Source organism: Paenibacillus farraposensis (genome assembly GCF_020736845.1).
Lineage (GTDB): Bacteria > Bacillota > Bacilli > Paenibacillales > Paenibacillaceae > Paenibacillus > Paenibacillus farraposensis.
This window is the reverse complement of record NZ_JAFFQR010000112.1, coordinates 324,477-350,335: the sequence shown is the minus strand read 5'-3', so window position 1 is coordinate 350,335 and position 25,859 is coordinate 324,477. Positions and strand designations below refer to the sequence as shown.

Sequence of the window (25,859 nt, the reverse complement as noted above, 5' to 3'; positions counted from 1 at the left end):
GGGATTGGGAAGATGGAACAAGCTATTACACGAACGGCAAAACCTACAGCGCCAGCAGCACCCGTTCAGTCTACACGTTCAGAACAACTTGCGGGACAACCACCGCATCCGTTTAGCACAGAGGATTTGAGTATTTATTATGGTAGCTTTGAGGCTGTAAAAAAGGTGAATCTGGCCTTTCCCGAGCAGACAGTCACCGCCTTGATCGGGCCTTCCGGCTGCGGTAAGTCGACCTTTTTGCGTTCACTTAACCGTATGAACGACGAGATTGCGTCATCCTCTACAAAGGGCCATATCTGGATGGATGGACAGGACCTGACTGCGCCGGGTACGGACGTGATCAAGCTGCGCCAGCAAATTGGCATGGTGTGGCAGCGTCCCAACCCTTTTTATAAATCCATTTACAATAATATTGCCTTTGGCCCCAAATATCGGGGTGTGCGCAAAAAGAAGCAGCTTGATGAAATCGTGGAAAGCAGTCTGCGCAAGGCTGCGTTATGGGAGGAGGTCAAGGATCGTCTGCATGATTCGGCATTGGCCTTGTCTGGCGGGCAGCAGCAGCGGCTTTGTATTGCGCGTGCGCTATCCGTTGAACCGAAAATTTTGCTGCTGGATGAACCAGCCTCTGCGCTGGACCCTGTGTCTACAGGCAAGATTGAAGAACTTATTACCGAATTGAAGAACGAGCTGCGCATCGTAATCGTGACGCATAATATGCAGCAGGCTGCACGGATTTCCGATTATACTGCATATTTTTATATCGGCAGTCTCGTGGAGCACGGCAAAACAAACGATATTTTCACTAATCCTGAAAATGAGCTGACCCAGGAGTACATTATGGGGCGCTTTGGGTAGGGGCGGACCGTTCGGTCGGTCCTCTTTTTTGTTCCCGGGCTCTAAATATGGTTTAATGGAGAGGGGCAAATAGAGATAAAGATGCACAAAGATAGGAGAACATGTATGACGAAAGAGGAGAGACGAACGGAATTACGCTGGTATGGTGCACAACTACGTGTCCGTTATCAGGAAACAGACCAGATGGGGGTCGTGTATCATGCCAACTATTTGAACTGGTTTGAGATCGGGCGCACCGAGATGATCCGTCAGGCAGGCTTTAACTATCGCACCATAGAGGAACGGGGAGTTTTGCTGCCAGTTGTTGAAATCAATGCGAAATATGCGAGCCCGGCCCGATACGATGATATGATTACAATCTATACAGCGATTACGGATTTCTCCAGACTTCGTCTCAACTATACCTATGAGATTCGACGTGTAACAGCTGATCAGCATCAAAACGATACCGGAAAGGTATGGACACAGACCGACACGTTGCCGGGAGAACTGCTCGTCACAGGGTCGTCACGCCACGTTTGGGTGAATAGCGAATGGAAGCCCGTTCGGCTGGATCAGGCACTGCCCGAGCTGCACAGCGTGTTAAGGTTTGCATTTACAGGCAGGGAGGAGGAGAAGCCATGATGATGCGCAAACGCCTGTGGCTGTTGCTGCTCATTCCTGTGGCAGAGTTGTACGGGTTCATATGGGTAAGTCACTGGATTGGAGCGGGTAAAACGATTCTGCTTATCATTTTGACGACCCTGATTGGCGCAGCCATGATGCAATTTGAAGGCCGCAAGGTGATTGCCGATGCGAAGCATGAAATGAACCGGGGACAAGTGCCCGGCCGCAAGATGCTGGATGGATTATGTGTTTTTTTTGGTGGAAGCTTGCTGCTTATTCCCGGGTTTATAACCGATATTATTGGTTTTACGCTGGTATTTCCTTTAACACGTGTATTGTACCGCCGCTTTTTACTGAGGTGGCTGGAGAAAAAAATGAAAAACGGCAGTATTACGTTCCGGCAGTTTTGACGTGGGCGGTGGCTTTGCTTGTTTCATTAGCGCACCCGTCCGGCAAGTATATAGTTGCGCAAGTCCTGAATGACATTCGCGCGATTCAGGGCATCGACGACGATGAGTGAGACAGGACCGATTATCAGCCCCAAAACACCAAACAGCTTGAGCCCGATGAACATGCCGATAAGGGTGGGAAGCGGGTTCAATCCCACGCTGCTGGCTAGCACCTTGGGCTCCACAATCTGCCGTCCAACCAACAGGATGGTATAGAGGACCGATAATCCTACCCCCAATGCCAAATTCCCCGACATGTAGGCATACAGTATCCACGGGATCATCACCAGGCCAATCCCCAAATAAGGCAGCAAGTCCACCAGCCCGATCATTAAACCGATGGTAAAGGCGGAATCCACACGCAATATGAACAGTCCGACAATGACCGTTAATGCGGTAATAGAAATGATAATAAATTGGGCGCGCAAATAGCCGAACAGCGCCTTGAGCAGATCGTGCCATATCCCCGATAACGGCTTGCGAATCGTATCAGGAACCGTATTGGCCAGCAGCCGGCTATGCCGGTCCCAATCCTTGCTGATAAAAAAAGCGGCTAAGACGATCACCATGAGCACGGCACCCATATTAGGCAAAGAGGTCAGCAAATTCAGAATGCCATTAAAAAATTGGGCGACCAGCGTAGTAACAGCCGAACTGACCGTTTGTGTTGTTTTGTCAATATTGCTGTTAATGGTATGCTGGTAATCCGGATTATTACGAATGAAATGGTTGATTTCGTTAATTATGTTTTGAATCAGATCGCTTTGGGTCCAGTCGATGAACAGGCTTTTAAAATGCTCAATATGCCCGTCAAACGTCATAGTGAGCTTTATGACCTCGCGAACCATTCTTGTTATTGCCGCAGATAGAACAATGGCGATTCCGCCTAAATATACAAATAATGAGACCGTGACAGCCATCCAGCGCGGCATGCGGGCCTTTATACGCAGAAAACGAACCAGCGGATTCATGGCATAGGCTACAAGCCAGGCGAGCAGGAAAGGATAGACGAGCGGGAACAGGACGTATATGCCCAGCATCAGCGATGTAATGATGATAGCGACCCACAGAGCACGGCATATGCGGTTTAGGATTAATCGGTTCAAGCTTTCACGGCTCCTTTCTTTATAATCTTATTCCACAAAACAAGTACTCTGCTATACATATGCGGAGAGGGGGGAAGACAAGACCTTATGTAAAAAAGTGCAAATCGGATTTCAGAAATGTAAGTGGTTTCAAAAAATTCTTTATAACAGCGATAAAACATTTAAATGTGTCGAAACAGCCCTTAATGTTCACATAAACGACAAAATCCAGTATAGTAAAAGAGGGTTTAAATATTGACATATGGCGTTAACGTTACTTAGCTCTATAAAAGATATAATCTACTTTTGAAAATGTTTACATTGCAAGTCCGTTCACAATGTTTTTACAAAGGAGAGATGTAACGATGACAGCGACTAAAGGTTTGGAGGGGATTGTAGCAACCACCTCCTCTATTAGCTCTATCGTAGATGGCGTTCTCACGTACCGGGGTTATAACATTGATGATTTGGCAGTTAACGCCGATTTCGAAGAGGTAGCTTATTTGCTGTGGTTTGGAAAATTGCCCGATCAAGCGCAATTGCAGGAGCTGCGCAACCAATTAAGTGAATATGCTGCTGTTCCAGAGGAAATCATTACTCAATTAAAGCTGTACCCGAAGGATTTGAACACGATGGCTGCCTTGAGGTCAGCCGTATCATCTCTCGCTTTGTATGATCCTGAGGCGGAGGATATGTCGAGAGAGTCCAATGTGACCAAAGCCGTCAAGCTTCAGGCGCAATTGCCCACCATTGTGGCAGCCATAGCGCGTATACGCGAAGGCTTGGAGCCGATTGCGCCTAAAAAGAGTGTTTCCATCGCTGAAAACTTTTTGTATCAGCTCACTGGCAAAGACCCGGAAGAGACGGCTATCAAAGCGTTCGATCAGGCCCTTGTGCTGCATGCTGATCATGAATTAAATGCTTCGACCTTTGCCGCCCGTGTAACGGTAGCTACATTGTCGGATATTTATTCAGGGATTACGTCTGCCATTGGCGCTTTAAAAGGGCCGCTGCATGGTGGAGCCAACGAAGCTGTTGCCAGAACGCTGGAGGAAATTGGCGGTTTGGATCAGGTGGACTCGTATATCCAGGGCAAGCTGGATAACCACGAAAAAATTATGGGCTTTGGGCACCGTGTTTATAAAAACGGTGATCCGCGTGCCAAGCATTTGCAGAAAATGTCTCGTGAACTGGGCGAAATGAACGGTGACACCATGTTGTTTGATATGTCGGTTCGCATTGAGGAAATTGTGACAGGGCAAAAAGGCTTGAAACCGAATGTGGATTTTTATTCTGCTTCCGTTTATACCCAGCTGGGGATCAAGAGAGACTTGTTTACGCCGATTTTCGCGGTGAGCCGTGTGTCCGGGTGGACTGCGCACATTTTGGAGCAGTACGAAAATAACCGTCTGATCCGTCCGCGTGCCGAGTATACAGGACCAATAGATCAAAAATATGTGTCGCCAGAGCTGCGCTAATCGTATGTCAGAGGAATATTGAGGATGGATACCCTGAATTTAAAAAATAAGGTACAATAAAGATGCGGCGAGAGACAGACATTTTTTGTCTGTGATAACGATCATGTTTTTGGCTCTGTACTCAATTATATCTGAGGAGGAAAAGGAACTTATGGTGAAATTTGAAAAGTTTGAGCTCCCAACTGAAGGTGAAAAGATTACGATTGATAACGGTCAACTACAGGTTCCGAACCATCCGATTATTCCGTTTATCGAAGGTGATGGCACCGGACGCGATATTTGGAAAGCATCCAAGCGCGTACTGGATGCCGCTGTAGATAAAGCATATAACGGCACCAAAAAAATTGCATGGTATGAAGTATTTGCTGGTGAGAAAGCTTTCAATTCGTACGGTGAGTGGCTGCCTAACGATACTCTGGAAGCCATCCGTGAGTATATTGTAGCCATTAAAGGTCCACTTACGACACCTATTGGCGGTGGCATTCGTTCCTTGAACGTGGCATTGCGACAAGAGTTGGATCTGTACGTATGCCTGCGGCCTGTTCGTTACTTCAACGGCGTGCCTTCTCCGGTAAAACGGCCTGATTTGGTAGATATGGTTATTTTCCGTGAGAATACAGAAGATATCTATGCAGGTATCGAGTATGCCGAAGGCTCTGAAGATGTGAAAAAGGTTATAAAGTTCCTCCAGCAAGAGCTGGGTGTGAATAAAATCCGTTTCCCTGAAACCTCGGGGATCGGGATAAAGCCGGTTTCCTCCGAAGGTTCAAAACGTCTGGTGGGTGCAGCGATTCAATATGCTGTTGATCACGGACGCAAGAGCGTAACGCTCGTACACAAAGGCAATATCATGAAATTTACCGAAGGTGCGTTCAAAAACTGGGGCTATGAAGTAGCTGAGCAAGAGTTTGCTGATAAAGTATTTACTTGGGCACAATATGATCAAATTAAGGAAAAAGACGGTGAGGATGCGGCAAATGCAGCTCAAAAAGCGGCAGAGGAAGCGGGCAAAATCATCATCAAGGACGCGATTGCTGACATTGCGCTGCAGCAAGTACTGACACGTCCGTCCGAATTTGACGTTATTGCTACCTTGAACCTGAACGGGGACTATTTGTCCGATGCCTTGGCTGCTCAAGTGGGCGGAATTGGTATCGCTCCAGGCGCCAATATTAACTATGTTACTGGGCATGCCATTTTTGAAGCGACACATGGCACAGCGCCAAAATATGCGGACAAAGACGTAGTAAACCCTGGTTCTGTGATTTTGTCCGGTGTTATGATGCTTGAGCATTTGGGCTGGAAAGAAGCCGCCGACCTGATTTATAAAGGGCTGGAAACGTCCATTAATAATAAGATCGTCACTTATGACTTTGCCCGTCTGATGGATGGCGCTACACAAGTGAAATGTTCTGAATTTGCAGATACCATTATTAGTAATCTGTAGGAAGGGGAATGTCACGTGACCATTCAACGTAAAAAAATATCTATTGTTGGCGCCGGTTTTACGGGTGCCACTACCGCATTGATGCTCGCTCAAAAGGAGTTGGGCGATATCGTGCTGATCGATATTCCGCAATTTGAGAATCCGACCAAGGGCAAGGCGCTTGATATTTTAGAGGTCGGTCCAGTACAGGGTTTTGACAGCCTGGTCACAGGTACTTCCAATTATGAAGATGCAGCCAATTCAGACATCGTTATCATTACAGCCGGAATTGCGCGCAAGCCCGGTATGAGCCGTGACGATTTGGTCAATACCAACGCAGGGATCGTAAAATCCGTGTGCGATAACATAAAGAAGTATGCACCGGATTCTATCGTCATCATTTTGAGCAATCCGGTCGATGCAATGACCTATACTGCATACCATACGCTTGGTTTCCCGAAGAATCGGGTCATCGGTCAATCGGGTGTGCTCGATACAGCGCGGTATTGTACCTTTATCGCACAGGAGCTGAACGTATCCGTTGAAGACGTGCGCGGCTTCGTTTTGGGCGGCCACGGTGATGATATGGTGCCGATGGTGCGCTATTCGAGCGTCGGTGGCATCCCTATCGAAACCCTGATTTCGCAGGAACGTATCAACGCGATTGTGGAGCGGACGCGTGTGGGGGGCGGTGAGATTGTGAACCTGCTGGGAAATGGCAGTGCATACTATGCACCGGCAGCCTCGCTAACGCAGATGACTGAAGCGATTGTCAAAGACAAGAAGCGGATCATTCCGGTCATTGCCTATCTGGAGGGAGAGTATGGCTATCAGGACTTGTTCCTCGGTGTGCCGACACTTCTTGGCGGCAATGGGATCGAAAAGGTGTTCGAACTGGAATTGACAGCCGAAGAAAAAGCTGCACTGGATCAATCTGCCGAATCGGTTCGCAGTATAATTAAAGTAGTCAACGTTTAAGCACGTATTTAAAATTTTAATTCCTGTTAGGGGGCCCAAAAGCCATATCATTGGCTGCAGGCCCCTCTTTTGTCTTTGCCCCATCATGGCTGAAATTTTCCTCTCCGTATTTCTTTGCTTTGCTGTACTTCCCCGGTATAATAGATTTCGTATGATATGATAGATACATAGAAAAGAATGGCCCAAACGAATGAATGACAGTCTTATCATGGGGATATGGCCGTTCTATGGAAAATGAATAAGTTAGAAATACAGGGAATGGAGGTTGTTAACGATGTTTTTTATTCATGTGATCGGATCGCTGGCGATGGGCTTCTATTTATTGCTCCCCTTTGTCTTGGGCAAAATTGATAGAATGACCCCTGCCGTGCAGGAAGGGACGCTATCGGCGGTTCAGCTATTGAATCGTCTGGCTCAATTTGCACTGATCCTCATGCTTGTTAGCGGTGTGTATATGATTGTTGCCTGGAACTCCTATTCCGTGGCCTGGATCGTTGTTGTCGTGCTGTTGTTTCTGGCGATTTCCGGGATCGCAGGTGCCATGGGCAAACCGTTGCGGTTGTCGCTGGAAGCCATTCGTAACCAGCAGCCTATGACTCAATATGCAGGCAAAATGCGGATGTTCAGTACCCTGCTTGCTGTCTTCCTGATTTTGATTACATTTTTAATGGTGTATAGCCACATTATTTAATGCGTTAAGGGATTTTACGAAATCCTGAGTTTCCATAAAATGGCCTGCGCTTCTTAAGCGCAGGCCATTTGGCTATATCGAGCTGCAATAGCGGAATTTCACGAATCCCTGGTCTGATCATGCGGTTGCTTTTGCAAAAACAATAAAAAACAACATAAGTTCACCTACGATAAGGTGAGGGGGGGCCACAATAACAAGATTGAAGATGAACAAAATACATAACAGACCTAATAATAAAAGCATTACTTTGAAACTTGGCTTCAAATGATGAAACCGATACTGATGAAATACAAGCATGACGGATAAGAAGTAAATGAAGACAGAGGCAAAAGTAAAACAAAGGATGAACAGGTATGCCAGCTGCTCCAGGAATAAGAGCTGTATGGAAGCCGCAATCATGCTGAGTGAAAAATAAATGAACAAATGGCCGTAAATAATCGTTTGTCCGGCTGTTTGTTTTGTCTTATCTACTCGTTTTTCTACATTTTCAAAGTATTGCCACCAAATCGCAATAACGAGTATAAAGGCTAAGGCCGCGAATCCAATAGACGAAGGTGTGAATTTATCGGATTTTAATACAGACAGCATGCTGATAACCGATTCACCCAGCAAAATCAAGGTGAACAGGGCAAAACGCTCTAATAAATGGGCTGTATGGATAGGCGTTTTTACCAGGTTTTTACGGCCTATTAATGGAACAAGGATGTCAATCACAATCCCTGCGTATAAAATGACATAGCGAAGTGGTGAATCGAAAAAGATAGAGCAGCATGAAATGATCATTCCAAGCCAGAAATAGGTTCCAAAGAAGTGGGCAGTCTCCTGCTTATGATCCTTTTCTCTTTGGGCTGATACGAGATACTGGATTGCCGTTAAAGCCCTTAACCCGATATATCCGATAAGAAATGGTGCATAATTAGCGTCAAAATCAGCATCCAGACTGGCTGTCATAATCAGAACAAAAAATAATTCCAGAATGATGAAGATCCGATGTGTTGTCGTATCTTGGCCATAACGGTTGTTGTATACGCTTTGTCCTACCCAAGCCCACCAAATAGGAATAAAAATAAGAAGAAACTTGACCAAATGCTCTATTGCAATACTACCATGCTCCACGTGCAATAGAACATAAGTGGCTTTGGAAACAGCGGCCACAAAGAGCAAGTCATAAAAAAGCTCCAGCCAGGTCACTTTTTTTTCCAGCATTTTGTTGAATGAACCCCCTCATGCAATTTTCACTGAATCTCTTTTTTTGCTATCCGTATACACGGCGCTATTCATAGTCTAGCAGACCAAAAGTTGTTGGGATACCTTATTTTTTAATGATCTCAGTATAATCATCACTCATGTCGTTTAATCCGAAAGCGGATAGGTAAATCAAGAGTAGAGTGGACATAAAAGTTGCATCCTAAACAAGATATCTGATTTTGAAAGGAGAATTTGTATGACAACAAGCAACCAAGCCCAGCAAACGATGCCTCCCCAGCATCAAGAACAGCAACCGGGGATGGAGTCCAAAATGTCGCCTGCTCCCCAGTTTGAAAAGCCGACTTACAAAGCAGCCGGCAAACTGACAGGTAAAGTTGCCATTATTACTGGCGGAGACAGCGGAATCGGTCGAGCTGTAGCCGTGACGTATGCCAAAGAAGGTGCTGATGTAGCCATTATCTATCTGAATGAGCATCAGGATGCGGAAGAAACGAAGCGCCAGGTGGAACAGGAGGGACGCAAATGCGTGCTGCTCCCGGGTGATATCGGAGATGACCAATTTGCCAAAAAGGCGGTCCAGCAGACGGTTCATGAGCTGGGTAAGCTCGATATTGTCGTCAACAATGCGGCCGAGCAGCACCCTCAGCAAAAGCTGGAGGCTATCACCAAAGAACAGTTGGAGCGCACTTTCCGTACCAATATTTTCGGTATGTTCTTCCTGACACAGGCCGCATTGCCGCATTTGAAGAAAGGGAGCGCCATCGTCAATACAACGTCGATTACCGCATATGTCGGCAACAAGACACTCATCGATTATTCCTCCACGAAAGGGGCGATTACATCATTCACTCGCTCGCTTTCACTCAATCTGGTGGAACAGGGCATTCGAGTCAATGCTGTAGCACCGGGTCCAATCTGGACACCGCTGATCCCGTCCACGTTTGATGCCAAAACGGTCAGCGAGTTTGGCGGGACACAGCCCATGAAGCGTCCGGGCCAACCGGAAGAACTGGCGCCAGCCTATGTATATCTTGCTTCAGATGACTCTTCTTATGTCAGCGGGCAGGTCATTCATATTAACGGCGGTGAAGTCGTTAACGGGTAAGTTTAAAGGTTAGGACAGTGTATGTCCTGACCTTTTCTTTTTATAGCAGTGGTACAAAGTACAGCCAGCCTGTAGAATGTTACTTGAACTACATCGTATCATCATTATAAAAATTTCTACTTACCAAAGGATGGGCGTATTGTATGAAATCGTTTCGTTTCAGGCTGACGGTCATTATGCTGATTGTGATTGGTGTATCTGTTCTGGCTGCTGGAATTACGATGGGGCAAATTTTTAAAAATTCGAATATGAAGGTGCTTGAGGAGAACATGGGACGAGAGATCGACCTGCTTCGCGCTACATTTCCTTTTGTCAATACAGACCCTCTTTCCAGCACAGATTACATCTCTTATTATTCCGAAAAGGCCAAGGAAATTGCCCGTCTGACCCAATCGCGCGTGACCTTCATTCGCAAGGATGGGACAGTGGTCGGCGATTCGCTCAGCGATCCGCGCAAGATGGAAAACCATGCATCCCGTGAAGAAATTCAGCAAGCTTCGACAGAAGGCATTGGACGTACGATTCGCTATAGCGAAACTCTGAAGCGCAACATGCTGTACGTCGCAGAGCCTGTGGTGTCGGACAAGGGCTTTGACGGATATATTCGCTTGTCCATGAATCTGAAAACGGTAGAGGAGGGCATACAGCGCGGCTGGATGGCCATTGGAATAGGCCTTGTGCTGCTGTTTCTCGCTGCCGGGCTGGTCAGCTATCGCATCGCCCGCGGCCTCACTTCACCCATTGAACACATTACGGGTGTAGCTAATCGCATTTCCGGACTGGATTATGACGCCAGAGTGGGTGTACAGCGCAGGGACGAGGTAGGGCAGTTGGGTGAAGCGATTAACCGTATGGCAGACAGTCTCCAAAACCAAATGAAAACGATACGTGATAATGAGGATTTGCTCCAGAGCGTCATGAGTAATATGACCGGTGGAATTCTGATGATTGATGCCGAGGAGCGTATTGCGCTTGTAAACCGTGAGTCTGAGCGGATGCTTGGTGTGGCGGGTAAACGCGTGACAGATAAACCCTACCACGAGTTGAAGAAACATTATGAGCTGACGAAGCTGATTGAGGGCAGTATACAAAGCCGTGAAAAACTGCACGGTGAGGTGCATTTGTACAATCCCGAGGAACGGCTGGTTTTGCTGGATGGTGTGCCTATGTACGAGGATGACGGCGGTTACCGCGGTATGTTGTTTCTTTTGCAGGATATTACGGCAATTCGCCGTTTGGAAAGCATGCGGAGCGAATTTGTAGCGAATGTTTCTCATGAGCTCAAAACACCGATTGCTGCGGTCAAGGGATTTGCCGAAACGCTGCTTGGCGGCGGAGTTAAGGATGAGGAAACATCCCGTTCCTTTTTACAAATTATTTATGATGAAAGTGAACGGCTGAACCGGCTGATCGGCGACATTCTGGAGCTATCCCAAATTGAGTCCAAGCGGTCTTCGCTTGATTGCTCGCCAATTCATGTTTCATCGTTTATCGAATCATTGCTGGAAAAACTGAATAATGTCGCTGCCAAAAAACGGATTACACTGCATATGGAAATTCCTGATGAACTATATATGGAAGCAGATGAAGATAAGCTCCAGCAGATTTTTCTGAACCTGTTGTCTAATGGCATCAACTACACACTGGACGGCGGCAAGGTGAAGATCAAGGTTGTGACAGTGCAACGCGATCATGATACGGAGCGTGTGGTATTTACGGTCAGCGATACAGGCATCGGGATTCCGAAAAAGGATTTGCCGCGTATTTTTGAGCGCTTTTACCGGGTAGATAAAGGACGCTCGCGCAACTCGGGCGGAACGGGTCTGGGATTGTCCATCGTCAAGCACTTGGTTGATCTGCATCATGGAACACTTTCGGTCGAAAGCGAGCTTGGTATTGGCACCACATTTACGATTGAATTGCCATTACTGCAACAGGAAGAATGAACTATTACTATTTTTACATTCTGTTAACAATGTCGTGATAAAATGTACGGGTATCGCAAGAGTATGGCACAGATTTCGGAATTTTGACCAATGCACCTTTAACAGGTAAACAGGAGATGAAGAATATTTATGGGACAACGCTTGCTGGTTATTGAGGATGAACCGACACTTGCCAGATTGCTATCCTACAATTTGATACAAGAGGGTTTCGAAGTAGACACGGAGGATCATGGCAGTGCAGGGTTTGAAAAAGCCTCCAGAGAATCTTATGATTTGATCCTGCTGGATTTGATGCTGCCCGGTATGAACGGACTGGATATTCTGAGCAAACTGCGACATCAGGGACTGACGACGCCAATCATTATTTTAACGGCTAAAAACGGTGAAGCCGAGGTTGTGCAAGGGCTGAAATCAGGTGCGGATGATTACATTACGAAGCCGTTTGGCGTTTCTGAACTGCTGGCCCGCGTGACAGCTGTGCTGCGAAGAACATCTGGCGGGGATGAAGGCGTCCTGCCTGACCAGAAGGATGGCTCCATAATTCAACTGGGCGAGCTGGAGATTTACCCTGAAAAATATGAAGTCATTCTTGGAGGCCAGTCCATCAGCTTAAGGCCCAAGGAATTCGAGGTACTTCTCTATTTGTCCCGCAAGCCGGGCGTGGTGCTCACCCGGGATGATCTGATGAACGCGGTTTGGGGCTTTGACTACATTGGCGGTCAGCGGACGGTGGATGTACATGTCAGCTCATTACGCAAAAAGCTGGAGCTTGACCCTGACTCGGTTCATATTGACTCGATTCGCGGTGTAGGCTACAAACTGGTTGTAAATAAAAAAAGAAGCGCTTCTCATTTGTTATAAATGAGGGGCGCTTTTTTTTGTTTCAATATAATGTAAGGCGACTTTGTGGCCAATTTGTGATTTTACATTCCGTTAACAAACATGGTCGTTACAATCAATAATTGACCGATATGATGTTCCCGTCACTCCAAGTAGTTAAAAAAAGGGGACTTCAGAACGATGATGACGGAACCAAAGACCCAGATGAGTTCCACTGCTGTGATTGAACGTGATACATACAAACGGATTACTGCTTACGTGCCATGCTGGCAAGTTCCGATTATTGGTACGGATATGTCTTGTGAAGAACTGTTAGCCCTGATGAAGATGCAGGAAGATATTCCTTGTGTCATCGTCGTTGATAAAAATGAGCTTTCCCTTGGGGATTATTATGAGGGATAAAACAGCCAAATGTTCCGTTCTGCAGAGGAAGCAGCCCTGAACGCAGCCGGAATTGCCAAAGAGCTTGAGCTTATGCTGAATTCATGAGCATTTTACATACGGTTAACAAATCCATCACACTGATTTTACACACAGCTTATATAATCTTCGTATTGTGCAAATCAGGTGCAATGCTTGAGGACCATAACTGCAACACGAAGGAGATCATAAATCGATGAATGATTCGGTAATCCGGATTGATAAGCTGAATTTATATTATGAGAAATTTCATGCGCTGAAAGATATTAACCTCGATATTCCTGAAAAAACGGTAACAGCCTTCATCGGTCCATCGGGCTGCGGCAAATCAACTCTGCTTCGTACGCTGAACCGGATGAATGATATGATACCGGGAACGCGCATTGAAGGTATCGTGAGTATCGCAGGTCAGGATATATATGGTGATACGATGGAAGTGGAGACGTTGCGCAAGCAGGTTGGGATGGTTTTTCAGCAGCCTAACCCGTTTCCCAAATCCATTTACGATAACGTGGCCTACGGACCACGTCTGCATGGCATCCGGCAAAAGGAAAAGCTGGACGAACTGGTCGAGCAAAGCTTGCGACAGGCGGCACTTTGGGAAGAGGTCAAGGATTTTCTCAAGCGTTCAGCCCTCAGCTTGTCCGGTGGACAACAGCAGCGGCTGTGCATAGCCAGAGCGCTTGCAGTACAGCCGGATATTTTGCTTATGGATGAGGCCACATCTGCACTTGACCCAATCTCCACGGTCAAGATTGAAGAGCTGGTTCAAGAACTGCGTAACAGGTATACCATCGTTATGGTGACGCATAACATGCATCAAGCGGCACGTGTATCCGGTCGGACTGCGTTCTTTTTGAATGGCGTCGTGGTAGAGGCGGCAGATACAGAGACCATGTTCTCCACACCTCAGGATTCACGCACAGAAGATTATATTTCCGGGCGATTTGGCTAAAGCCAACCAGCCAGAAGGGGTGACTTCGAAATGATACGTAGAAAAGGTTTTGATGAAGGATTGGATGAGCTGAGAGCCGTACTGCGCGAAATGGGTGCACATGTTTCGAAGGCGCTCGATCAGGCGATTGAATGTTTGCAGACCCAAAATACCGAGTTGGCTCAGCAAGTAGTCAAAAATGATGCATCCCTTAACGCGCTGGAAGAGAATATCCTGGACATGGGCTCCAAGCTCATCGTTACCCAGCAGCCGGTAGCCAAGGATTTACGCCGGATTATTGTTGCATTTAAAATTTCCAGTGATTTGGAACGGATGGGCGATCTGGCACTCGATATTGCTAAGGTCACGCTGCGTCTGGAAGGGCAGCAGATGATAAAGCCGCTGGTGGATATTCCTCGCATGGCCGCCGTTGTGAAAGAAATGATTGACGATGCCATTCGATCATATTTGGATGAAAATACCGATTTGGCCTATAAAATGGCCCAGGAGGATGACCGGGTCGATTCTATGTACAGCAGTATGATCAGTGATTTGTATGCCTTTATGGTCGAAAAACCGGCCGAGGCTTCACAAGCCATGCTGCAGCTGCTCGTAGGACGATATATTGAGCGGATTGGCGACCATGCTACGAATATCGGTGAAAGCACCGTATATCTCGTGACCGGGGAGCGGCCAGATTTAAATCAGTAAAGCGTTCGGGAATATAACGGTTGTTTCTGACCCAGACTTGTCTTTAAGCAAGAGGCAATTGGGGGTAGGAAGCAGCCGTTTTTTTCTGAAAAAGGCGGCTTGTGTGTTAAGATAGAAAGAGAAATGCGTAAAACGTAAGAACGTTACAAATGCATTGATGAACTTGTGAGGTGCAAAATGGATAAACTTATGCTCATAGATGGCAACAGTATTATTTATCGGGCGTTTTTTGCAATGCCACCGTTAACGAATTCAAGCGGACAGCAAACGAACGCGGTGTACGGATTTACAACCATGCTATTGCGGCTGCTGGAGGAGCACAAGCCGACACATATTCTGGTTGCCTTTGATGCCGGAAAAATTACATTTCGTCATAAGGGGTATGAGGATTACAAGGGAGGACGGGAGAAAACACCGCCAGAGCTGTCCCAGCAATTTCCGCTGCTGAAAGAGCTGTTGGCCGCCTTCGGCATTGCCCAGTTCGAACTGGATGGCTATGAAGCGGACGATATTATAGGAACCTTGTCCAAAACAGCAGACGAAGCGGGCTTCAATGTATTGGTCGTAACCGGGGATAAGGATATGCTTCAATTGGCTTCCGATCATGTCACTGTCGGCTTGACTCGCAAGGGGGTAACCGAGGTAGAGACGTACGGACCTGAACAAATTCAGGAGCGCTACGGCTTGAAGCCGCTGCAAATTATCGACCTGAAGGGACTGATGGGCGATACGTCGGACAATATTCCTGGAATTCCGGGTGTAGGGGAAAAAACAGCGCTAAAACTGCTGCACCAATATGGGTCAGTCGAAGAGGTTCTGGCGCATACGGACGAGCTGAAAGGCAAAATGAAAGAACGCGTTGAAACGCATGCTGATGATGCGCGAATGAGCAAGGAATTGGCAACCATTTATCGCGATGTAACGCTGGATAAACAGTTAGAGGATGTCGTCTTCGGTGGATTGAAGGCAGAAACGGCCGGACCTGCGTTGGCGAAGCTGGAGTTCAAATCCTTGCTGGAACGTTTATCCCTTTCGGGCGAGGTTGGCAGTACAGGGAAAGATGTAAAGGAAGCCCTGGCTGATGTGACCGTACTGGATGAGCAGCGGATGGGCGAATTGATAGAGATGCTGGATCATGTCGATGTGCTGCATGTGGAGACTCATGGCGACAATCCGCATCATGCTGAAATTGTAGGATTGATATTTGCCGCAACGGGGCGGCAGTATTTTATGACGCTGGATGCGCTGCACAGCGACGCGGCAGCGCCTGTTCGCAACTGGCTGGCTGACGCTGAACGCAAAAAACGCGGCCATGATCTGCATCGTACGGATTTGGCCCTGCACTGGCACGGAATTGAGTTTGCCGGAGCCGGATTTGATGTGCAGCTAGCCGGATACCTGCTGGACCCGACTGATGCCAATCAGACGTTAAGCGGGCTGGCGGCCAAATATGGTCTGTCGTCCATTCGGCCTGATGACGAAGTATTCGGCAAAGGCGCTAAATATAAAGTGCCTGAAGTGGATGTACTGTCGGACCATGTAGCGCGCAAGGCTGCGGTGATCGAAGCGCTGGTACCTGTACAGCAGGCGGAGCTGGAAAGAACGGAAATGAACAAGCTGTTCCATGAGCTGGAAATGCCGTTGTCTCGCATTTTGGCCGATATGGAGAAGCAGGGAGTTATGGTGAACGTAGAGGACCTGCGTGCTTTGGGTAAAGAATTTGAAGCCCAGATTGAAAAGCTGGTGAGTGAGATTTACAGCATTGCTGGCGTAGAGTTCAATTTGAATTCACCCAAGCAGCTTGGTGAAATCTTGTTTGATAAGCTGGGACTGCCCGTTATTAAGAAGACGAAAACCGGTTACTCGACCGATGCAGAGGTGCTGGAAAAGCTGGCGCCATACCACGATATTGTGCAGAACATTTTGCAGTACCGCACAATTGCCAAACTCCAATCGACGTATGTGGAAGGATTGCTTAAGGAAATTTCGGAGAAAACGGGTAAAGTGCATACGTATTTCCGGCAAACGGTCGCTGCAACAGGGCGCTTGAGCAGCCAATTTCCGAATTTACAAAATATTCCGATACGGCTTGAGGAAGGGCGAAAAATTCGGAAAGTATTTGTGCCATCGGAGCCGGGCTGGTCTATTCTGGCGGCTGACTACTCCCAGATCGAGCTGCGGGTGCTGGCTGATATTTCGGATGATGACCGTTTGAAAGAAGCCTTTGTCCACAATATGGATATCCATACCAAAACCGCATCCGATGTGTTCGGTGTTCCGGCAGAAGAGGTGGACTCCAATATGCGGCGTTCTGCCAAGGCGGTCAACTTTGGAATTGTATACGGGATCAGCGACTATGGCCTGTCACAAAATCTGAATATTACGCGCAAGGAAGCGGCCCGATTTATTGACCAGTATTTTGACGTATTTCAAGGCGTTCGCCGTTATATGGACGATATTGTCAAGGATGCGAAGCGGGACGGTTACGTAAAAACGCTGCTGGAACGCAGACGCTATTTGCCAGAAATTAACGCCAGCAATTTCAACCTGCGTTCGTTCGCCGAGCGTACAGCAATGAATACTCCGATTCAGGGGACTGCAGCCGATATTATCAAGCTCGCGATGGTACAGATGGACACGGCGCTTCGAGAACGCAACCTCCGCAGCCGTATGCTGCTTCAAGTGCATGATGAGCTTGTGTTCGAGGTCCCGCCTGAGGAAATAGAAACGATGAAGGAGCTTGTCCCGGCTACGATGGAGGCCGCGTTAAAGCTGGCTGTGCCACTTAAAGCTGAGGTAAGCTATGGTTCTAACTGGTACGAAGCAAAGTAAGTTTTTACAATGAGTAGATAGTCCCATTTTGACGCTGCTTCCGCTATAATATAGGATGAGGTGAGACATCATGCCGGAATTACCGGAAGTAGAAACGATTAAGCGAACACTTGATGAGCTGATCGTTGATAAACATATAGATCATGTGACCGTAAATTTGCCGCGAATCATTCAACGGCCCGATGATATTCACGCTTTTGCGCTGGAACTGGCCGGCCACCGGATTACGGGGGTAGAGAGACGCGGGAAATTTCTGCGGATTTTGCTGGACGGGCTAGTGCTGGTCTCCCATCTTAGAATGGAAGGGCGCTATGGGTTGTATTCACAGGATGATCCTGTGGAAAAGCACACCCATGTCATCTTTCATTTTAATGATGGTACGGAGTTGCGTTATCAGGACGTGCGTCAGTTTGGAACGATGCACTTATTTCCGGCAGGACAGGATTTGTTGGAAAAGCCGCTGAACAAGCTCGGTATTGAGCCGATGGACGAGTCCTTTACACCGGAAAAGCTTCACGCCGCTGTCGGAACTCGTTCGACTTCGATCAAGGCTGCGCTATTAAACCAGTCATATGTTGTAGGTATCGGGAATATTTATGTGGATGAATCATTGTTCAAGGCAGGTATTCATCCGGCACAGCCGGCAAAAACCCTGACCGACAGTCAATTTAAAGTTCTCCATGAAGCTATTGTTTCGACGCTGAGCGCGTCGATTCAGGTTGGAGGCTCGTCCGTCAAATCGTTCGTCAACGGACAAGGTAAAACGGGCGGCTTCCAGCATCAACTGCAAATTTATGGACGTAATGCCAAGCCTTGTGCAAACTGTGGCACATTGATCGAAAAGTCTGTCGTGGCTGGACGCGGCACGCATCATTGCCCCGTCTGCCAGCCTTTGCGTTAAATAGTTACAGTCACCCAAAGCCTATCCCTCTCATATACTATCCTAAGTACCAATACAGGGAAGGGCTTGGGCTGTTAAAGGCCCTTTCCTTCGCAATGGAGGGAATTGAAGTGGCTAATCATTGGGGAGCCCTGCTGTTACTGGCATTTGCGCTAAGTTTGGACAGTTTTGGAGTCGGTGCTACATATGGTCTGCGCAAGTTAAAAATTCCATTGTTGTCAATCGCGATCATTTCAGTTTGTTCAGGTCTGGTGATCGGCATATCCATGCAATTGGGTGCATTGCTATCTCATGTCTTGTCTCCTGTATATACGACTGTCTTTGGCGCCGTTATCCTGATCGGTATCGGCTGTTATTCCTTGATTCAAAATCTGCATCGCAAGGAGGATTTGACGGATGATCCAGCGGGAGTTCCTGGGAATTTACTGTTGAAGAAAAAGTCTGATTCTGTGAGCAGATCTGTTCTGGCGGAGAAGACGGATGTAGTAGAGGCAGACACAGTCGCGGCTTATCCGGATTCTTCCGGGGTACCGCAGGAACGAACGGTATTTTCTCTGGAGCTCCGCAAATGGGGCCTGGTTATTCGTATTTTGCGAAGCCCGTCCGCTGCGGATGTGGACCGTTCCGGTAGTATATCCGCCATGGAAGCCGTTTGGCTGGGCATCGCCTTATCCATCGATGCATTTGGAGCAGGTTTAGGCGCAGCCATGCTCGGCTTTCAGCCCTTATCTACCGCGCTGGCTATTACATTATTCAGCGGGATGTTTTTGATCGCAGGGATGAAGGCAGGTTTCTTCCTGTCGGCATTCCGATTTATGAAGGCGCTGGGTGTGTTACCTGCATTACTACTGATTATGATGGGCATATTGAAGCTGTTATGAGGTGAAAGAGCATGAATATCGGATTAACCGGGGGGATTGCGTCCGGAAAAAGCACCGTGTCGGCTCTTTTGGTCGCCAAAGGTGCGCTGCTGATCGACGCAGATGCCATTGCCCGGGAAGTTATGCTTCCGGGGCATCCGGTGCTGGCGGCGGTCATACAGCATTTTGGACAAGCTGTAGTGAACAGCGACGGAACCCTGCATCGTAAAAAGCTGGGCGAGATTGTATTTGCAGACCCTGTCCAGCGTCAGACGCTTAATGATATTACCCATCCGGCCATACGTGAGGAAATGCGTCTGCGCATGGAAGCTTTCGAACGGGAGCAGCCGGACAAGCTTGTTTTGGCGGATATCCCGTTATTGTACGAGTCCGGGCTTGAGAGCTTATACGAGGAAATTATGGTTGTGTATGTACCGCGTAATGTTCAGCTTCGACGTTTGATGATTAGAGATGGATTAACAGTGGAGCAGGCAGAGCTTCGATTGTCTGCACAAATGGATATCGAACAAAAAAGAAGGATGGCCGATATCGTCATTGACAATAGTGGTACACAAGCTGAAACAAAACAACAAATTGATCTGTTTTGGCAACGAAAGGGACTTGCATGAAGATACTGCGTAAAAAAAGAGTCCTGCTCACTTTGTTTGTCGGTTTTGTTTTAGTTCTGTTTTTTAGCTCCAACTGGATGTCGTGGTTTTATCCGATTCAGTATAAGGATGAAATTCGCCAGTATTCGAAGACGTATCAAGTGGACCCTTTTTTAGTGGCGTCTATTATCCGTGTAGAAACGAATTTCAAAACCAGCAAGCAGTCACATAAAGGCGCATTGGGACTGATGCAGATTATGCCTGATACCGCCAACTGGATTATGGACAGCGCTCAGGTTCCGAAGGTACCGCTCGACAATGTAAAGCATGAGCCTGGGACCAACATTGAACTGGGAACCTGGTATTTGCATAACCTGTCCGTCAAATTTCAAGATAATCCGGTAGCGATCGTAGCGGCTTACAATGCAGGACCCGGTAAAGTTCGAGAGTGGCTTAACAAGGGGGTGTGGGACGGAAAGGAAGAGAATATAAAGCAAATTCCTTTTGGTGAGACACGACATTATGTACAGCGGGTCATTTACTACTATAGACAATATACAAGAATTTATAATGAATTTTGAGTGGCAAACGAATGACAATATAAGCCTGTTGGCATTAAAATGAAAAAGCGTAGGACAGGCTGTATTTGTGCAGCCTATCCTTACACTTTTTTTTGTAACATCTACATTGATACCGAGATTATTGGTATTGACCTGCCAATTGTTGTTCGGCAATTGTTACGAGGCGTTTTGTGATATAACCCCCGAGCGAACCATTTTCATAGGAAGTCATATTACCTTGGTATCCATCTTGAGGAATGCTGATACCCAGCTCTTGAGCGATTTCATATTTCATTTGCTCCAGAGCGCCGGAGGCTTTGCTGACTACCAGGTTGTTGGAGTTGCCATTGTTTCCTTGTGCCATTTGTTGTTCACCTCCTCGCGACGTGGTAAACCTATTATGATCTGTTCCGACAAAATTATTACTGTAAAGTAACGTGAATTTATTGGAAAAAGGAAGTGATAAGATATGAAATGTCCGTATTGTGCCTATAATGGAACGAAAGTATTGGATTCGCGACCTGCGAATGATAACAAGTCCATTCGCCGCCGCCGTGAATGTGAACAGTGTGCCAGGCGTTTTACCACCTTTGAAATGGTGGAGGAAACCCCACTTATGGTGATCAAAAAGGATGGAAGCCGCGAAGAGTTTAGCCGTGATAAAATGCTGCGCGGTCTTATTCGTGCCTGCGAGAAGCGTCCTGTATCGGTCGAGCAGCTGGATTTGATCGTGTCCCAGGTGGAAAATATGATCCGCAACACGGCTGTCACCGAGGTGGACAGCCAGCAGATCGGTGAGCTGGTTATGGAACAGCTCTACCCTGTGGATGAAGTCGCTTACGTGCGTTTTGCATCCGTCTATCGACAGTTCAAGGACATTAATATGTTTATGAAGGAACTGAAAACACTGTTATCCAAAGATACAGCCAGCGATTGATCGCTGACTGTGTCCGGGGTAATGGTGGGGAATGTTTATTATTTTTTTATAAAAGTATTGACAAAGGATGAAATATTTTATATGATATAGAAGTCGCTTGAAACGAAATATTTAAAATGGGGCCTTAGCTCAGCTGGGAGAGCGCATCGCTGGCAGCGATGAGGTCAGGGGTTCGATCCCCCTAGGCTCCACCAATATTTGATTATGGACTCTTAGCTCAGTTGGTAGAGCAGTTGACTCTTAATCAATTGGTCCAGGGTTCGAGTCCCTGAGAGTCCATCCTTTAGAAAAAACGGCAGGAATGCCGTTTTTTTGTTGTTCTAAGACTCCGATATTAATATTTGCTGGTAACATTATAGGATAAATAGATAAACAAATTCATCCTAAAGCGAGTATTATGCATGTCTTTCCTGACTATTATGAAGAGTATAAGCGCCGCCACGACAAACTTTGGCCGGAAAGGCTGAAGTGCTAAAAAGGCACGGTGCACACAACTATTCAATATTTCTTGATGAAGAAACGGGGGCTTATTTGCTTTCTTGGAAATCGAAGATAAAGAAAAATGGGAGCAAATGGCTCAAACTGATTTTTGCCCAAAATGGTGGGCTTATATGGAGCCTCTAATAGAGACAAATCCTGATGGGAGATCAGCTTGCCTACGGCAAACTTGCGCGAGTCTCCGCAGGCTTCCTGCCGTACAGACGAACTGTGTTCATCTGCTGGACCGAGATGAATGGGGTGCCTTACAACCCGGTTTCAATTCGTTTATTCATCATGGAATGGTCGGCCTCAGGCAAATGGATGACGGACAACAGCTGTAGCCCACACCAGGTGGGAGACCGAAGAGTTTACCTGTCGGTGATAACTCGTTATAATCATGAGATTAGAGAGCATAACAAGATGTTCAGGACGAAGGTTAGAATGGGGAAATCATGTTGAAAAATTTTAAAAAGGTATACATTGAGATCACAAGCATCTGCAATCTTGCCTGCAGCTTTTGCCCTCAGACACAGCGTGTCAAAAAATTTATCGACCCGGAGGTCTTTCGGAATGTGCTTGAGCAGGTCAAGCCGCATACGGATTACATTTATCTGCATGTCAAAGGAGAGCCGCTGCTCCATCCCAAAATTGATCTGTTGCTGGAAAGTGCTCATGAGAAAGGCTTAAAGGTCAATATAACGACTAATGGCACCTTGCTGCCGAAGATCGGACATAAGCTGCTCGGACAGCCAGCGCTGCGTCAGATGAACTTTTCCCTCCACAGTTTTGACGGTCATGAAGGCTCCGTGGACCGGGAAGGATATTTGCGTAATATTTTCACGTTTGTTCACGAAGCTGTGAAACATAATATCATTATTTCGTTTCGTCTCTGGAACCTGACGCCAGATAATTTGACCAATGCGGAGCGTCAGCGCAACCGAGCAACACTTGAGCAGCTGGAACAGGAGTTTGGATTGGACTACCGAATTGAAGAAAAGGTTATTCCGGGGAGCGGGGTAAGGCTTGCCCCTAATATTTATTTAAATCAGGACCACGAATTCGAATGGCCCAGCCTAAGCGCCCCTGAAGATGACGGCAAAGGCTTTTGCCATGCGCTTCGCAGCCAGGCGGCAGTATTGGTGGATGGAACGGTTGTCCCATGCTGCCTTGATGGCGAAGGTGTTATTAATCTGGGGAACGTGCACGAGCAATCCTTTACCGATATTGTGGAAGGAGAGCGTGCCAATCGCTTGTATTACGGGTTTTCCAGGAGAGAAGCGGTGGAGGAGCTGTGCCGGAAGTGCGGGTACCGTAAACGTTTTGGAACTTGATCATGTGCAGACTAAGCCCTTTTACAGGGCTTTTTTTGCCTATTGGGCGACAATAACAGGAAGGATGGCTGCCCCTTATTCGTTGGAGCTCCAAAAAAGCATAAATTCAATTGCTCTACATAAAACAGGGCTATTAAAGGCGTGAAGGATTCTTCTTGCTTGTTCTACATAATCATAGGGCTCGGAACCGCTCCCCACCGATTGGAGGCGAAGATTTCTTCAAGCTTTCTGCTAATCTCCTGTTCTGAATAACCCAGTTCAAGAAACAGATTTCTATATTACCGAGTGTAATGCCAGCTCCTGCACAAATTGAAGCGTTTTCCCGGGAAACTATAGTTAAATCCGATGATAGGAAAATAATTACTTTATTCGGCTAAAAAACATTTATTCACAGGTTGCTGGATTCTAATGTAAGCGCTAAACTTTAATCATAAGGGAGCAGATTGCACAATCAAATAGCCGAGCTGTGGTTTTATCTTCAAAGCTCTCTTAATAACTTGGGAGAGGAAAGGACGATGATATCCATGCCTAATTCTGCATCGGGTGCAACAAATGAAACAGAAGGTCCAAACGCCCCACGTGATCCGCACGGTGTTCCTGAAGCCACGAATGAACCCCCGGTTGATTTCGAGTCACAAGCCTATCGCAATATAATCGCTAAGTCTCTTTTGAACAAAGGAAATAATACCAGATTAAAGGCTGCAATTGAAAAAGCCAAAAGCGGCAAGCCGGTCACCATCGCATATATTGGTGGTTCCATTACTCACGGGGCAGGAGCGATACCTCTTCATCTGAATAGTTACGCTTATCGCTCGTATGATCTGTTTAAGCGCATGTTCGGACCAACGAATAACAACTCGATTCGTTTGATCAAAGCAGGAGTAGGTGGCACGCCTTCAGAGCTCGGCATCGTTCGTTATGAGCGAGATGTCCTGCGGGATGGGAAGGTCCAGCCGGATATTGTGATTGTGGAGTTTGCTGTCAACGATGCAGACGATGAGACCAAAGGAAATTGTTACGAGAGCTTGGTAATACAGGCGCTTGGGGCAGAAAACAAGCCGGCGGTAATCCTGCTCTTTAGCGTGTTTCAGAACGACTGGAATCTTCAAGATCGTCTCGCTCCTGTCGGATGGCATTATGATCTGCCGATGGTCAGTGTGAAGGATGCCTTAGTGGAGCAATTTAAATGGACCAAGGCTCAGGGGAATGTTATCTCCAAAAAGCAATTTTTCTACGATATCTATCATCCCACTAATGATGGTCATCACTTCATGGCCGACTGTCTGGGCCAGCTTTTCCATATAACTGATCAATCCGCCCCTGACGGGGAGTATTACCCGAATGCAAAGCCACCGCTGATCGGGAACGACTTTGTAGGTACAAAACTGCTGGATCGTCTGAATGGCGAGAAGGTCGCCTGGATCGAAGCAGGTGGTTTTAAGGAAACGGACAACGAGCTGCAACTGGTAGAGATGGATGATCATTCATACGGCACACCACAATTCCCTAACAACTGGATGCATACCAGTAAAACAGGAAACCACCGCTTTAAGATGATTCTGCGGAGTAAACGCCTTATTATGGTCTTCAAGGATTCTGAAAGCAATGATTTTGGAAGCGCGAATATACGGGTCAATGGAAAGCTGGTGAAAGTGGCCGATCCGCGTAAGGTGAATTGGACTCACTGCAATGCCGTGATTTTATACAATGAGCAGGATTCTAGGGAGCATACAATAGAAATCGAAATGGCGGAAGGTCATGCGGGCAAACGGTTTACTATCCTTGGATTTGGTTATGTCCAGTAAGCGGGACGTCATTTCGAAAAACGGGTATGACAAGTACAGGGAAAATATACTCCGCGGCAGCATCCAAATGATACAGTATTTCTCGACAACGGTTGGGAATCCACGTAAAGCGATGGTGTATACTCCACCCGGATATTCCCAGGGACATAAGTATAACGTGCTTATCTTTTGCACGGGATAGGCGGAGACGAAACCGAATGGCATAATTATGCCGTTCCACAGGTGATTCTTGATAATTTGTACGATGATGGCAAGTTCGAACCCATGATTGTCGTTTTTCCTAATGGTCGCGCTATGCCGAATGACAGGGCAGAGGGAGACCTGCATGCTGCTGAAAAAATAAAAGCTTTCGAGACATTTCTATTCGATTTGCTTCAAGATTTGATTCCTTTATTGAATCAAGCTACCCTGTATGGACGTCGGGAAATCAGAAGCGTCATCACTTCTACGCTTGCTCTGGCTCTCCTACGGCGACCAGGACTATCTCAAGCAGATTAGCGACCGAACACACGCTTATTTAGCTCAACACGGTGTACCTCATGTTTGGTATGAGGAACGATGGGGTCATGATTGGACTGTGTGGAAAAAAGGGGCTGTCCATAAGTCATGAAAATGACGGGACAACCCTTTTCTCAAAACTGTAATACAAAAAGAAACCGTTATCAGGCTACCCATTACATACTGGTGCCTAGTGCCAAGGCGGTCAAAATCGGAAAAGAAATAATATCCTGAGTTTGTTATAGGAGGTATGTTTCTTCATCCGACGTCCTACGCTGCAACTTGAACTGGACATTCAGACTTCGCCTGAAGAT

Annotated in this window: 26 protein-coding genes, 2 tRNA genes and 1 pseudogene; 26 read left to right on the top strand and 3 right to left on the bottom strand. The window is 47.0% G+C overall.

All coding sequences use genetic code 11. The annotated features are described in order from the left end of the window. The first annotated feature begins 12 nt into the window (after positions 1-12). From pstB (JO375_RS20175) to JO375_RS20165, 3 genes are all read left to right on the top strand, one after another. Entirely contained in the window at positions 13-855 is an 843-nt protein-coding gene (gene pstB, locus JO375_RS20175) for a phosphate ABC transporter ATP-binding protein PstB (protein WP_229526145.1), read from the top strand. Positions 856-960: 105 nt separating this feature from the next. After that, on the top strand, positions 961-1,479 hold the full coding sequence (locus tag JO375_RS20170) for an acyl-CoA thioesterase (RefSeq protein WP_229526144.1): 519 nt from the start codon (positions 961-963) through the stop codon (positions 1,477-1,479). Beyond that, the gene (locus JO375_RS20165; RefSeq protein ID WP_229526143.1) at positions 1,476-1,871 is read left to right on the top strand and encodes an FxsA family protein; all 396 of its coding nucleotides are present in this window, start codon (positions 1,476-1,478) and stop codon (positions 1,869-1,871) included. The genes JO375_RS20170 and JO375_RS20165 overlap by 4 nt, the downstream gene beginning before the upstream one ends. 26 nt (positions 1,872-1,897) lie before the next feature. Here the strand turns inward: JO375_RS20165 and ytvI are convergent, their stop codons facing one another. Then, a complete protein-coding gene (ytvI, locus tag JO375_RS20160) occupies positions 1,898-3,016 on the bottom strand; it encodes a sporulation integral membrane protein YtvI (RefSeq protein ID WP_229526142.1) in 1,119 nt (372 codons plus the stop codon). A gap of 344 nt (positions 3,017-3,360) precedes the next feature. Here ytvI and citZ point away from each other — a divergent pair, with 344 nt between their 5' ends. The 4 genes from citZ to JO375_RS20140 all read left to right on the top strand — a co-directional run bounded on the left by citZ (position 3,361) and on the right by JO375_RS20140 (position 7,568). Beyond that, entirely contained in the window at positions 3,361-4,473 is a 1,113-nt protein-coding gene (gene citZ / locus JO375_RS20155; RefSeq protein WP_229526141.1) for a citrate synthase, read from the top strand. A gap of 151 nt (positions 4,474-4,624) precedes the next feature. Beyond that, entirely contained in the window at positions 4,625-5,920 is a 1,296-nt protein-coding gene (gene icd / locus JO375_RS20150; RefSeq protein WP_229526140.1) for an NADP-dependent isocitrate dehydrogenase, read from the top strand. A 15-nt stretch (positions 5,921-5,935) separates the two neighbouring features. Further along, a complete protein-coding gene (mdh, locus tag JO375_RS20145) occupies positions 5,936-6,877 on the top strand; it encodes a malate dehydrogenase (protein ID WP_229526139.1) in 942 nt (313 codons plus the stop codon). 274 nt (positions 6,878-7,151) lie between these two features. Further along, positions 7,152-7,568, top strand: a complete 417-nt coding sequence (locus tag JO375_RS20140) for a hypothetical protein (protein WP_229526138.1) — start codon at positions 7,152-7,154, stop codon at positions 7,566-7,568. 117 nt (positions 7,569-7,685) lie between these two features. Here JO375_RS20140 and JO375_RS20135 read toward each other — a convergent pair whose 3' ends face one another. Continuing rightward, positions 7,686-8,774 carry a low temperature requirement protein A gene (locus JO375_RS20135; RefSeq protein ID WP_229526137.1) on the bottom strand — a complete coding sequence of 363 codons (1,089 nt, stop codon included), beginning with the start codon at positions 8,772-8,774 and terminating at the stop codon, positions 7,686-7,688. A 238-nt stretch (positions 8,775-9,012) separates the two neighbouring features. Here JO375_RS20135 and JO375_RS20130 point away from each other — a divergent pair, with 238 nt between their 5' ends. The 11 genes from JO375_RS20130 to JO375_RS20080 all read left to right on the top strand — a co-directional run bounded on the left by JO375_RS20130 (position 9,013) and on the right by JO375_RS20080 (position 20,515). After that, positions 9,013-9,882 (top strand): SDR family oxidoreductase, encoded by an 870-nt coding sequence (locus JO375_RS20130; RefSeq protein ID WP_229526136.1) that lies wholly within the window; start codon positions 9,013-9,015, stop codon positions 9,880-9,882. A 143-nt stretch (positions 9,883-10,025) separates the two neighbouring features. Then, the gene (gene pnpS, locus JO375_RS20125) at positions 10,026-11,828 is read left to right on the top strand and encodes a two-component system histidine kinase PnpS (protein ID WP_229526135.1); all 1,803 of its coding nucleotides are present in this window, start codon (positions 10,026-10,028) and stop codon (positions 11,826-11,828) included. Between the two features lie 129 nt (positions 11,829-11,957). After that, the gene (locus JO375_RS20120; protein ID WP_229526134.1) at positions 11,958-12,689 is read left to right on the top strand and encodes a response regulator transcription factor; all 732 of its coding nucleotides are present in this window, start codon (positions 11,958-11,960) and stop codon (positions 12,687-12,689) included. 159 nt (positions 12,690-12,848) lie between these two features. Further along, positions 12,849-13,070: a hypothetical protein gene (locus JO375_RS20115; RefSeq protein WP_229526133.1), complete on the top strand. Its 222-nt coding sequence runs from the start codon at positions 12,849-12,851 to the stop codon at positions 13,068-13,070. A 214-nt stretch (positions 13,071-13,284) separates the two neighbouring features. Then, positions 13,285-14,043, top strand: coding sequence for a phosphate ABC transporter ATP-binding protein PstB (gene pstB / locus JO375_RS20110; RefSeq protein WP_229526132.1), 759 nt, complete (start codon positions 13,285-13,287; stop codon positions 14,041-14,043). 30 nt (positions 14,044-14,073) lie between these two features. Then, positions 14,074-14,733: a phosphate signaling complex protein PhoU gene (gene phoU, locus JO375_RS20105; protein WP_229526131.1), complete on the top strand. Its 660-nt coding sequence runs from the start codon at positions 14,074-14,076 to the stop codon at positions 14,731-14,733. Between the two features lie 177 nt (positions 14,734-14,910). Then, a complete protein-coding gene (gene polA, locus JO375_RS20100; RefSeq protein ID WP_229526130.1) occupies positions 14,911-17,565 on the top strand; it encodes a DNA polymerase I in 2,655 nt (884 codons plus the stop codon). A gap of 70 nt (positions 17,566-17,635) precedes the next feature. Next, the gene (gene mutM, locus JO375_RS20095; RefSeq protein WP_229526129.1) at positions 17,636-18,466 is read left to right on the top strand and encodes a DNA-formamidopyrimidine glycosylase; all 831 of its coding nucleotides are present in this window, start codon (positions 17,636-17,638) and stop codon (positions 18,464-18,466) included. A 110-nt stretch (positions 18,467-18,576) separates the two neighbouring features. Further along, positions 18,577-19,347 (top strand): MntP/YtaF family protein, encoded by a 771-nt coding sequence (locus JO375_RS20090; RefSeq protein ID WP_229526128.1) that lies wholly within the window; start codon positions 18,577-18,579, stop codon positions 19,345-19,347. A gap of 11 nt (positions 19,348-19,358) precedes the next feature. After that, positions 19,359-19,955: a dephospho-CoA kinase gene (coaE, locus tag JO375_RS20085; RefSeq protein ID WP_229526127.1), complete on the top strand. Its 597-nt coding sequence runs from the start codon at positions 19,359-19,361 to the stop codon at positions 19,953-19,955. Next, positions 19,952-20,515: a lytic transglycosylase domain-containing protein gene (locus JO375_RS20080; RefSeq protein WP_229526126.1), complete on the top strand. Its 564-nt coding sequence runs from the start codon at positions 19,952-19,954 to the stop codon at positions 20,513-20,515. Before coaE ends, JO375_RS20080 begins: the two co-directional genes overlap by 4 nt. Positions 20,516-20,633: 118 nt before the next feature. Here the strand turns inward: JO375_RS20080 and JO375_RS20075 are convergent, their stop codons facing one another. Beyond that, positions 20,634-20,858 (bottom strand): alpha/beta-type small acid-soluble spore protein, encoded by a 225-nt coding sequence (locus JO375_RS20075; protein WP_229526125.1) that lies wholly within the window; start codon positions 20,856-20,858, stop codon positions 20,634-20,636. Positions 20,859-20,963: 105 nt separating this feature from the next. Here JO375_RS20075 and nrdR point away from each other — a divergent pair, with 105 nt between their 5' ends. The 8 genes and pseudogenes from nrdR to JO375_RS20035 all read left to right on the top strand — a co-directional run bounded on the left by nrdR (position 20,964) and on the right by JO375_RS20035 (position 25,545). Continuing rightward, entirely contained in the window at positions 20,964-21,431 is a 468-nt protein-coding gene (nrdR, locus tag JO375_RS20070) for a transcriptional regulator NrdR (protein WP_229526124.1), read from the top strand. Between the two features lie 118 nt (positions 21,432-21,549). Beyond that, a tRNA-Ala gene (locus JO375_RS20065) sits at positions 21,550-21,625 on the top strand. A 12-nt stretch (positions 21,626-21,637) separates the two neighbouring features. After that, positions 21,638-21,710: transfer RNA gene (locus JO375_RS20060), tRNA-Lys, on the top strand. Positions 21,711-21,828: 118 nt separating this feature from the next. Further along, positions 21,829-22,072 (top strand): annotated as a pseudogene (rhaM, locus tag JO375_RS20055) (L-rhamnose mutarotase); the annotation flags it as partial. Positions 22,073-22,363: 291 nt separating this feature from the next. After that, on the top strand, positions 22,364-23,242 hold the full coding sequence (locus tag JO375_RS20050; RefSeq protein WP_229526123.1) for a radical SAM/SPASM domain-containing protein: 879 nt from the start codon (positions 22,364-22,366) through the stop codon (positions 23,240-23,242). A gap of 524 nt (positions 23,243-23,766) precedes the next feature. Continuing rightward, a complete protein-coding gene (locus tag JO375_RS20045) occupies positions 23,767-25,047 on the top strand; it encodes an SGNH/GDSL hydrolase family protein (RefSeq protein WP_322098761.1) in 1,281 nt (426 codons plus the stop codon). After that, positions 25,037-25,228: a hypothetical protein gene (locus tag JO375_RS20040; protein WP_229526122.1), complete on the top strand. Its 192-nt coding sequence runs from the start codon at positions 25,037-25,039 to the stop codon at positions 25,226-25,228. Before JO375_RS20045 ends, JO375_RS20040 begins: the two co-directional genes overlap by 11 nt. Before the next feature lie 41 nt (positions 25,229-25,269). Further along, the gene (locus JO375_RS20035) at positions 25,270-25,545 is read left to right on the top strand and encodes a hypothetical protein (RefSeq protein ID WP_229526121.1); all 276 of its coding nucleotides are present in this window, start codon (positions 25,270-25,272) and stop codon (positions 25,543-25,545) included. Positions 25,546-25,859 lie beyond the last annotated feature (314 nt).

What these genes read in the sequence shown, in the direction of transcription:
- pstB (WP_229526145.1), top strand. Translation starts at nt 13, where the DNA reads ATGGAACAAGCTATTACACGAACGGCAAAACCTACAGCGCCAGCAGCA.
- JO375_RS20170 (WP_229526144.1), top strand. Translation starts at nt 961, where the DNA reads ATGACGAAAGAGGAGAGACGAACGGAATTACGCTGGTATGGTGCACAA.
- JO375_RS20165 (WP_229526143.1), top strand. Translation starts at nt 1,476, where the DNA reads ATGATGATGCGCAAACGCCTGTGGCTGTTGCTGCTCATTCCTGTGGCA.
- citZ (WP_229526141.1), top strand. Translation starts at nt 3,361, where the DNA reads ATGACAGCGACTAAAGGTTTGGAGGGGATTGTAGCAACCACCTCCTCT.
- icd (WP_229526140.1), top strand. Translation starts at nt 4,625, where the DNA reads ATGGTGAAATTTGAAAAGTTTGAGCTCCCAACTGAAGGTGAAAAGATT.
- JO375_RS20140 (WP_229526138.1), top strand. Translation starts at nt 7,152, where the DNA reads ATGTTTTTTATTCATGTGATCGGATCGCTGGCGATGGGCTTCTATTTA.
- JO375_RS20135 (WP_229526137.1), bottom strand. Translation starts at nt 8,774, where the DNA reads ATGCTGGAAAAAAAAGTGACCTGGCTGGAGCTTTTTTATGACTTGCTC.
- JO375_RS20130 (WP_229526136.1), top strand. Translation starts at nt 9,013, where the DNA reads ATGACAACAAGCAACCAAGCCCAGCAAACGATGCCTCCCCAGCATCAA.
- pnpS (WP_229526135.1), top strand. Translation starts at nt 10,026, where the DNA reads ATGAAATCGTTTCGTTTCAGGCTGACGGTCATTATGCTGATTGTGATT.
- JO375_RS20120 (WP_229526134.1), top strand. Translation starts at nt 11,958, where the DNA reads ATGGGACAACGCTTGCTGGTTATTGAGGATGAACCGACACTTGCCAGA.
- JO375_RS20115 (WP_229526133.1), top strand. Translation starts at nt 12,849, where the DNA reads ATGATGACGGAACCAAAGACCCAGATGAGTTCCACTGCTGTGATTGAA.
- pstB (WP_229526132.1), top strand. Translation starts at nt 13,285, where the DNA reads ATGAATGATTCGGTAATCCGGATTGATAAGCTGAATTTATATTATGAG.
- phoU (WP_229526131.1), top strand. Translation starts at nt 14,074, where the DNA reads ATGATACGTAGAAAAGGTTTTGATGAAGGATTGGATGAGCTGAGAGCC.
- polA (WP_229526130.1), top strand. Translation starts at nt 14,911, where the DNA reads ATGGATAAACTTATGCTCATAGATGGCAACAGTATTATTTATCGGGCG.
- mutM (WP_229526129.1), top strand. Translation starts at nt 17,636, where the DNA reads ATGCCGGAATTACCGGAAGTAGAAACGATTAAGCGAACACTTGATGAG.
- coaE (WP_229526127.1), top strand. Translation starts at nt 19,359, where the DNA reads ATGAATATCGGATTAACCGGGGGGATTGCGTCCGGAAAAAGCACCGTG.
- JO375_RS20080 (WP_229526126.1), top strand. Translation starts at nt 19,952, where the DNA reads ATGAAGATACTGCGTAAAAAAAGAGTCCTGCTCACTTTGTTTGTCGGT.
- JO375_RS20075 (WP_229526125.1), bottom strand. Translation starts at nt 20,858, where the DNA reads ATGGCACAAGGAAACAATGGCAACTCCAACAACCTGGTAGTCAGCAAA.
- nrdR (WP_229526124.1), top strand. Translation starts at nt 20,964, where the DNA reads ATGAAATGTCCGTATTGTGCCTATAATGGAACGAAAGTATTGGATTCG.
- JO375_RS20050 (WP_229526123.1), top strand. Translation starts at nt 22,364, where the DNA reads ATGTTGAAAAATTTTAAAAAGGTATACATTGAGATCACAAGCATCTGC.
- JO375_RS20045 (WP_322098761.1), top strand. Translation starts at nt 23,767, where the DNA reads ATGCCTAATTCTGCATCGGGTGCAACAAATGAAACAGAAGGTCCAAAC.
- JO375_RS20040 (WP_229526122.1), top strand. Translation starts at nt 25,037, where the DNA reads ATGTCCAGTAAGCGGGACGTCATTTCGAAAAACGGGTATGACAAGTAC.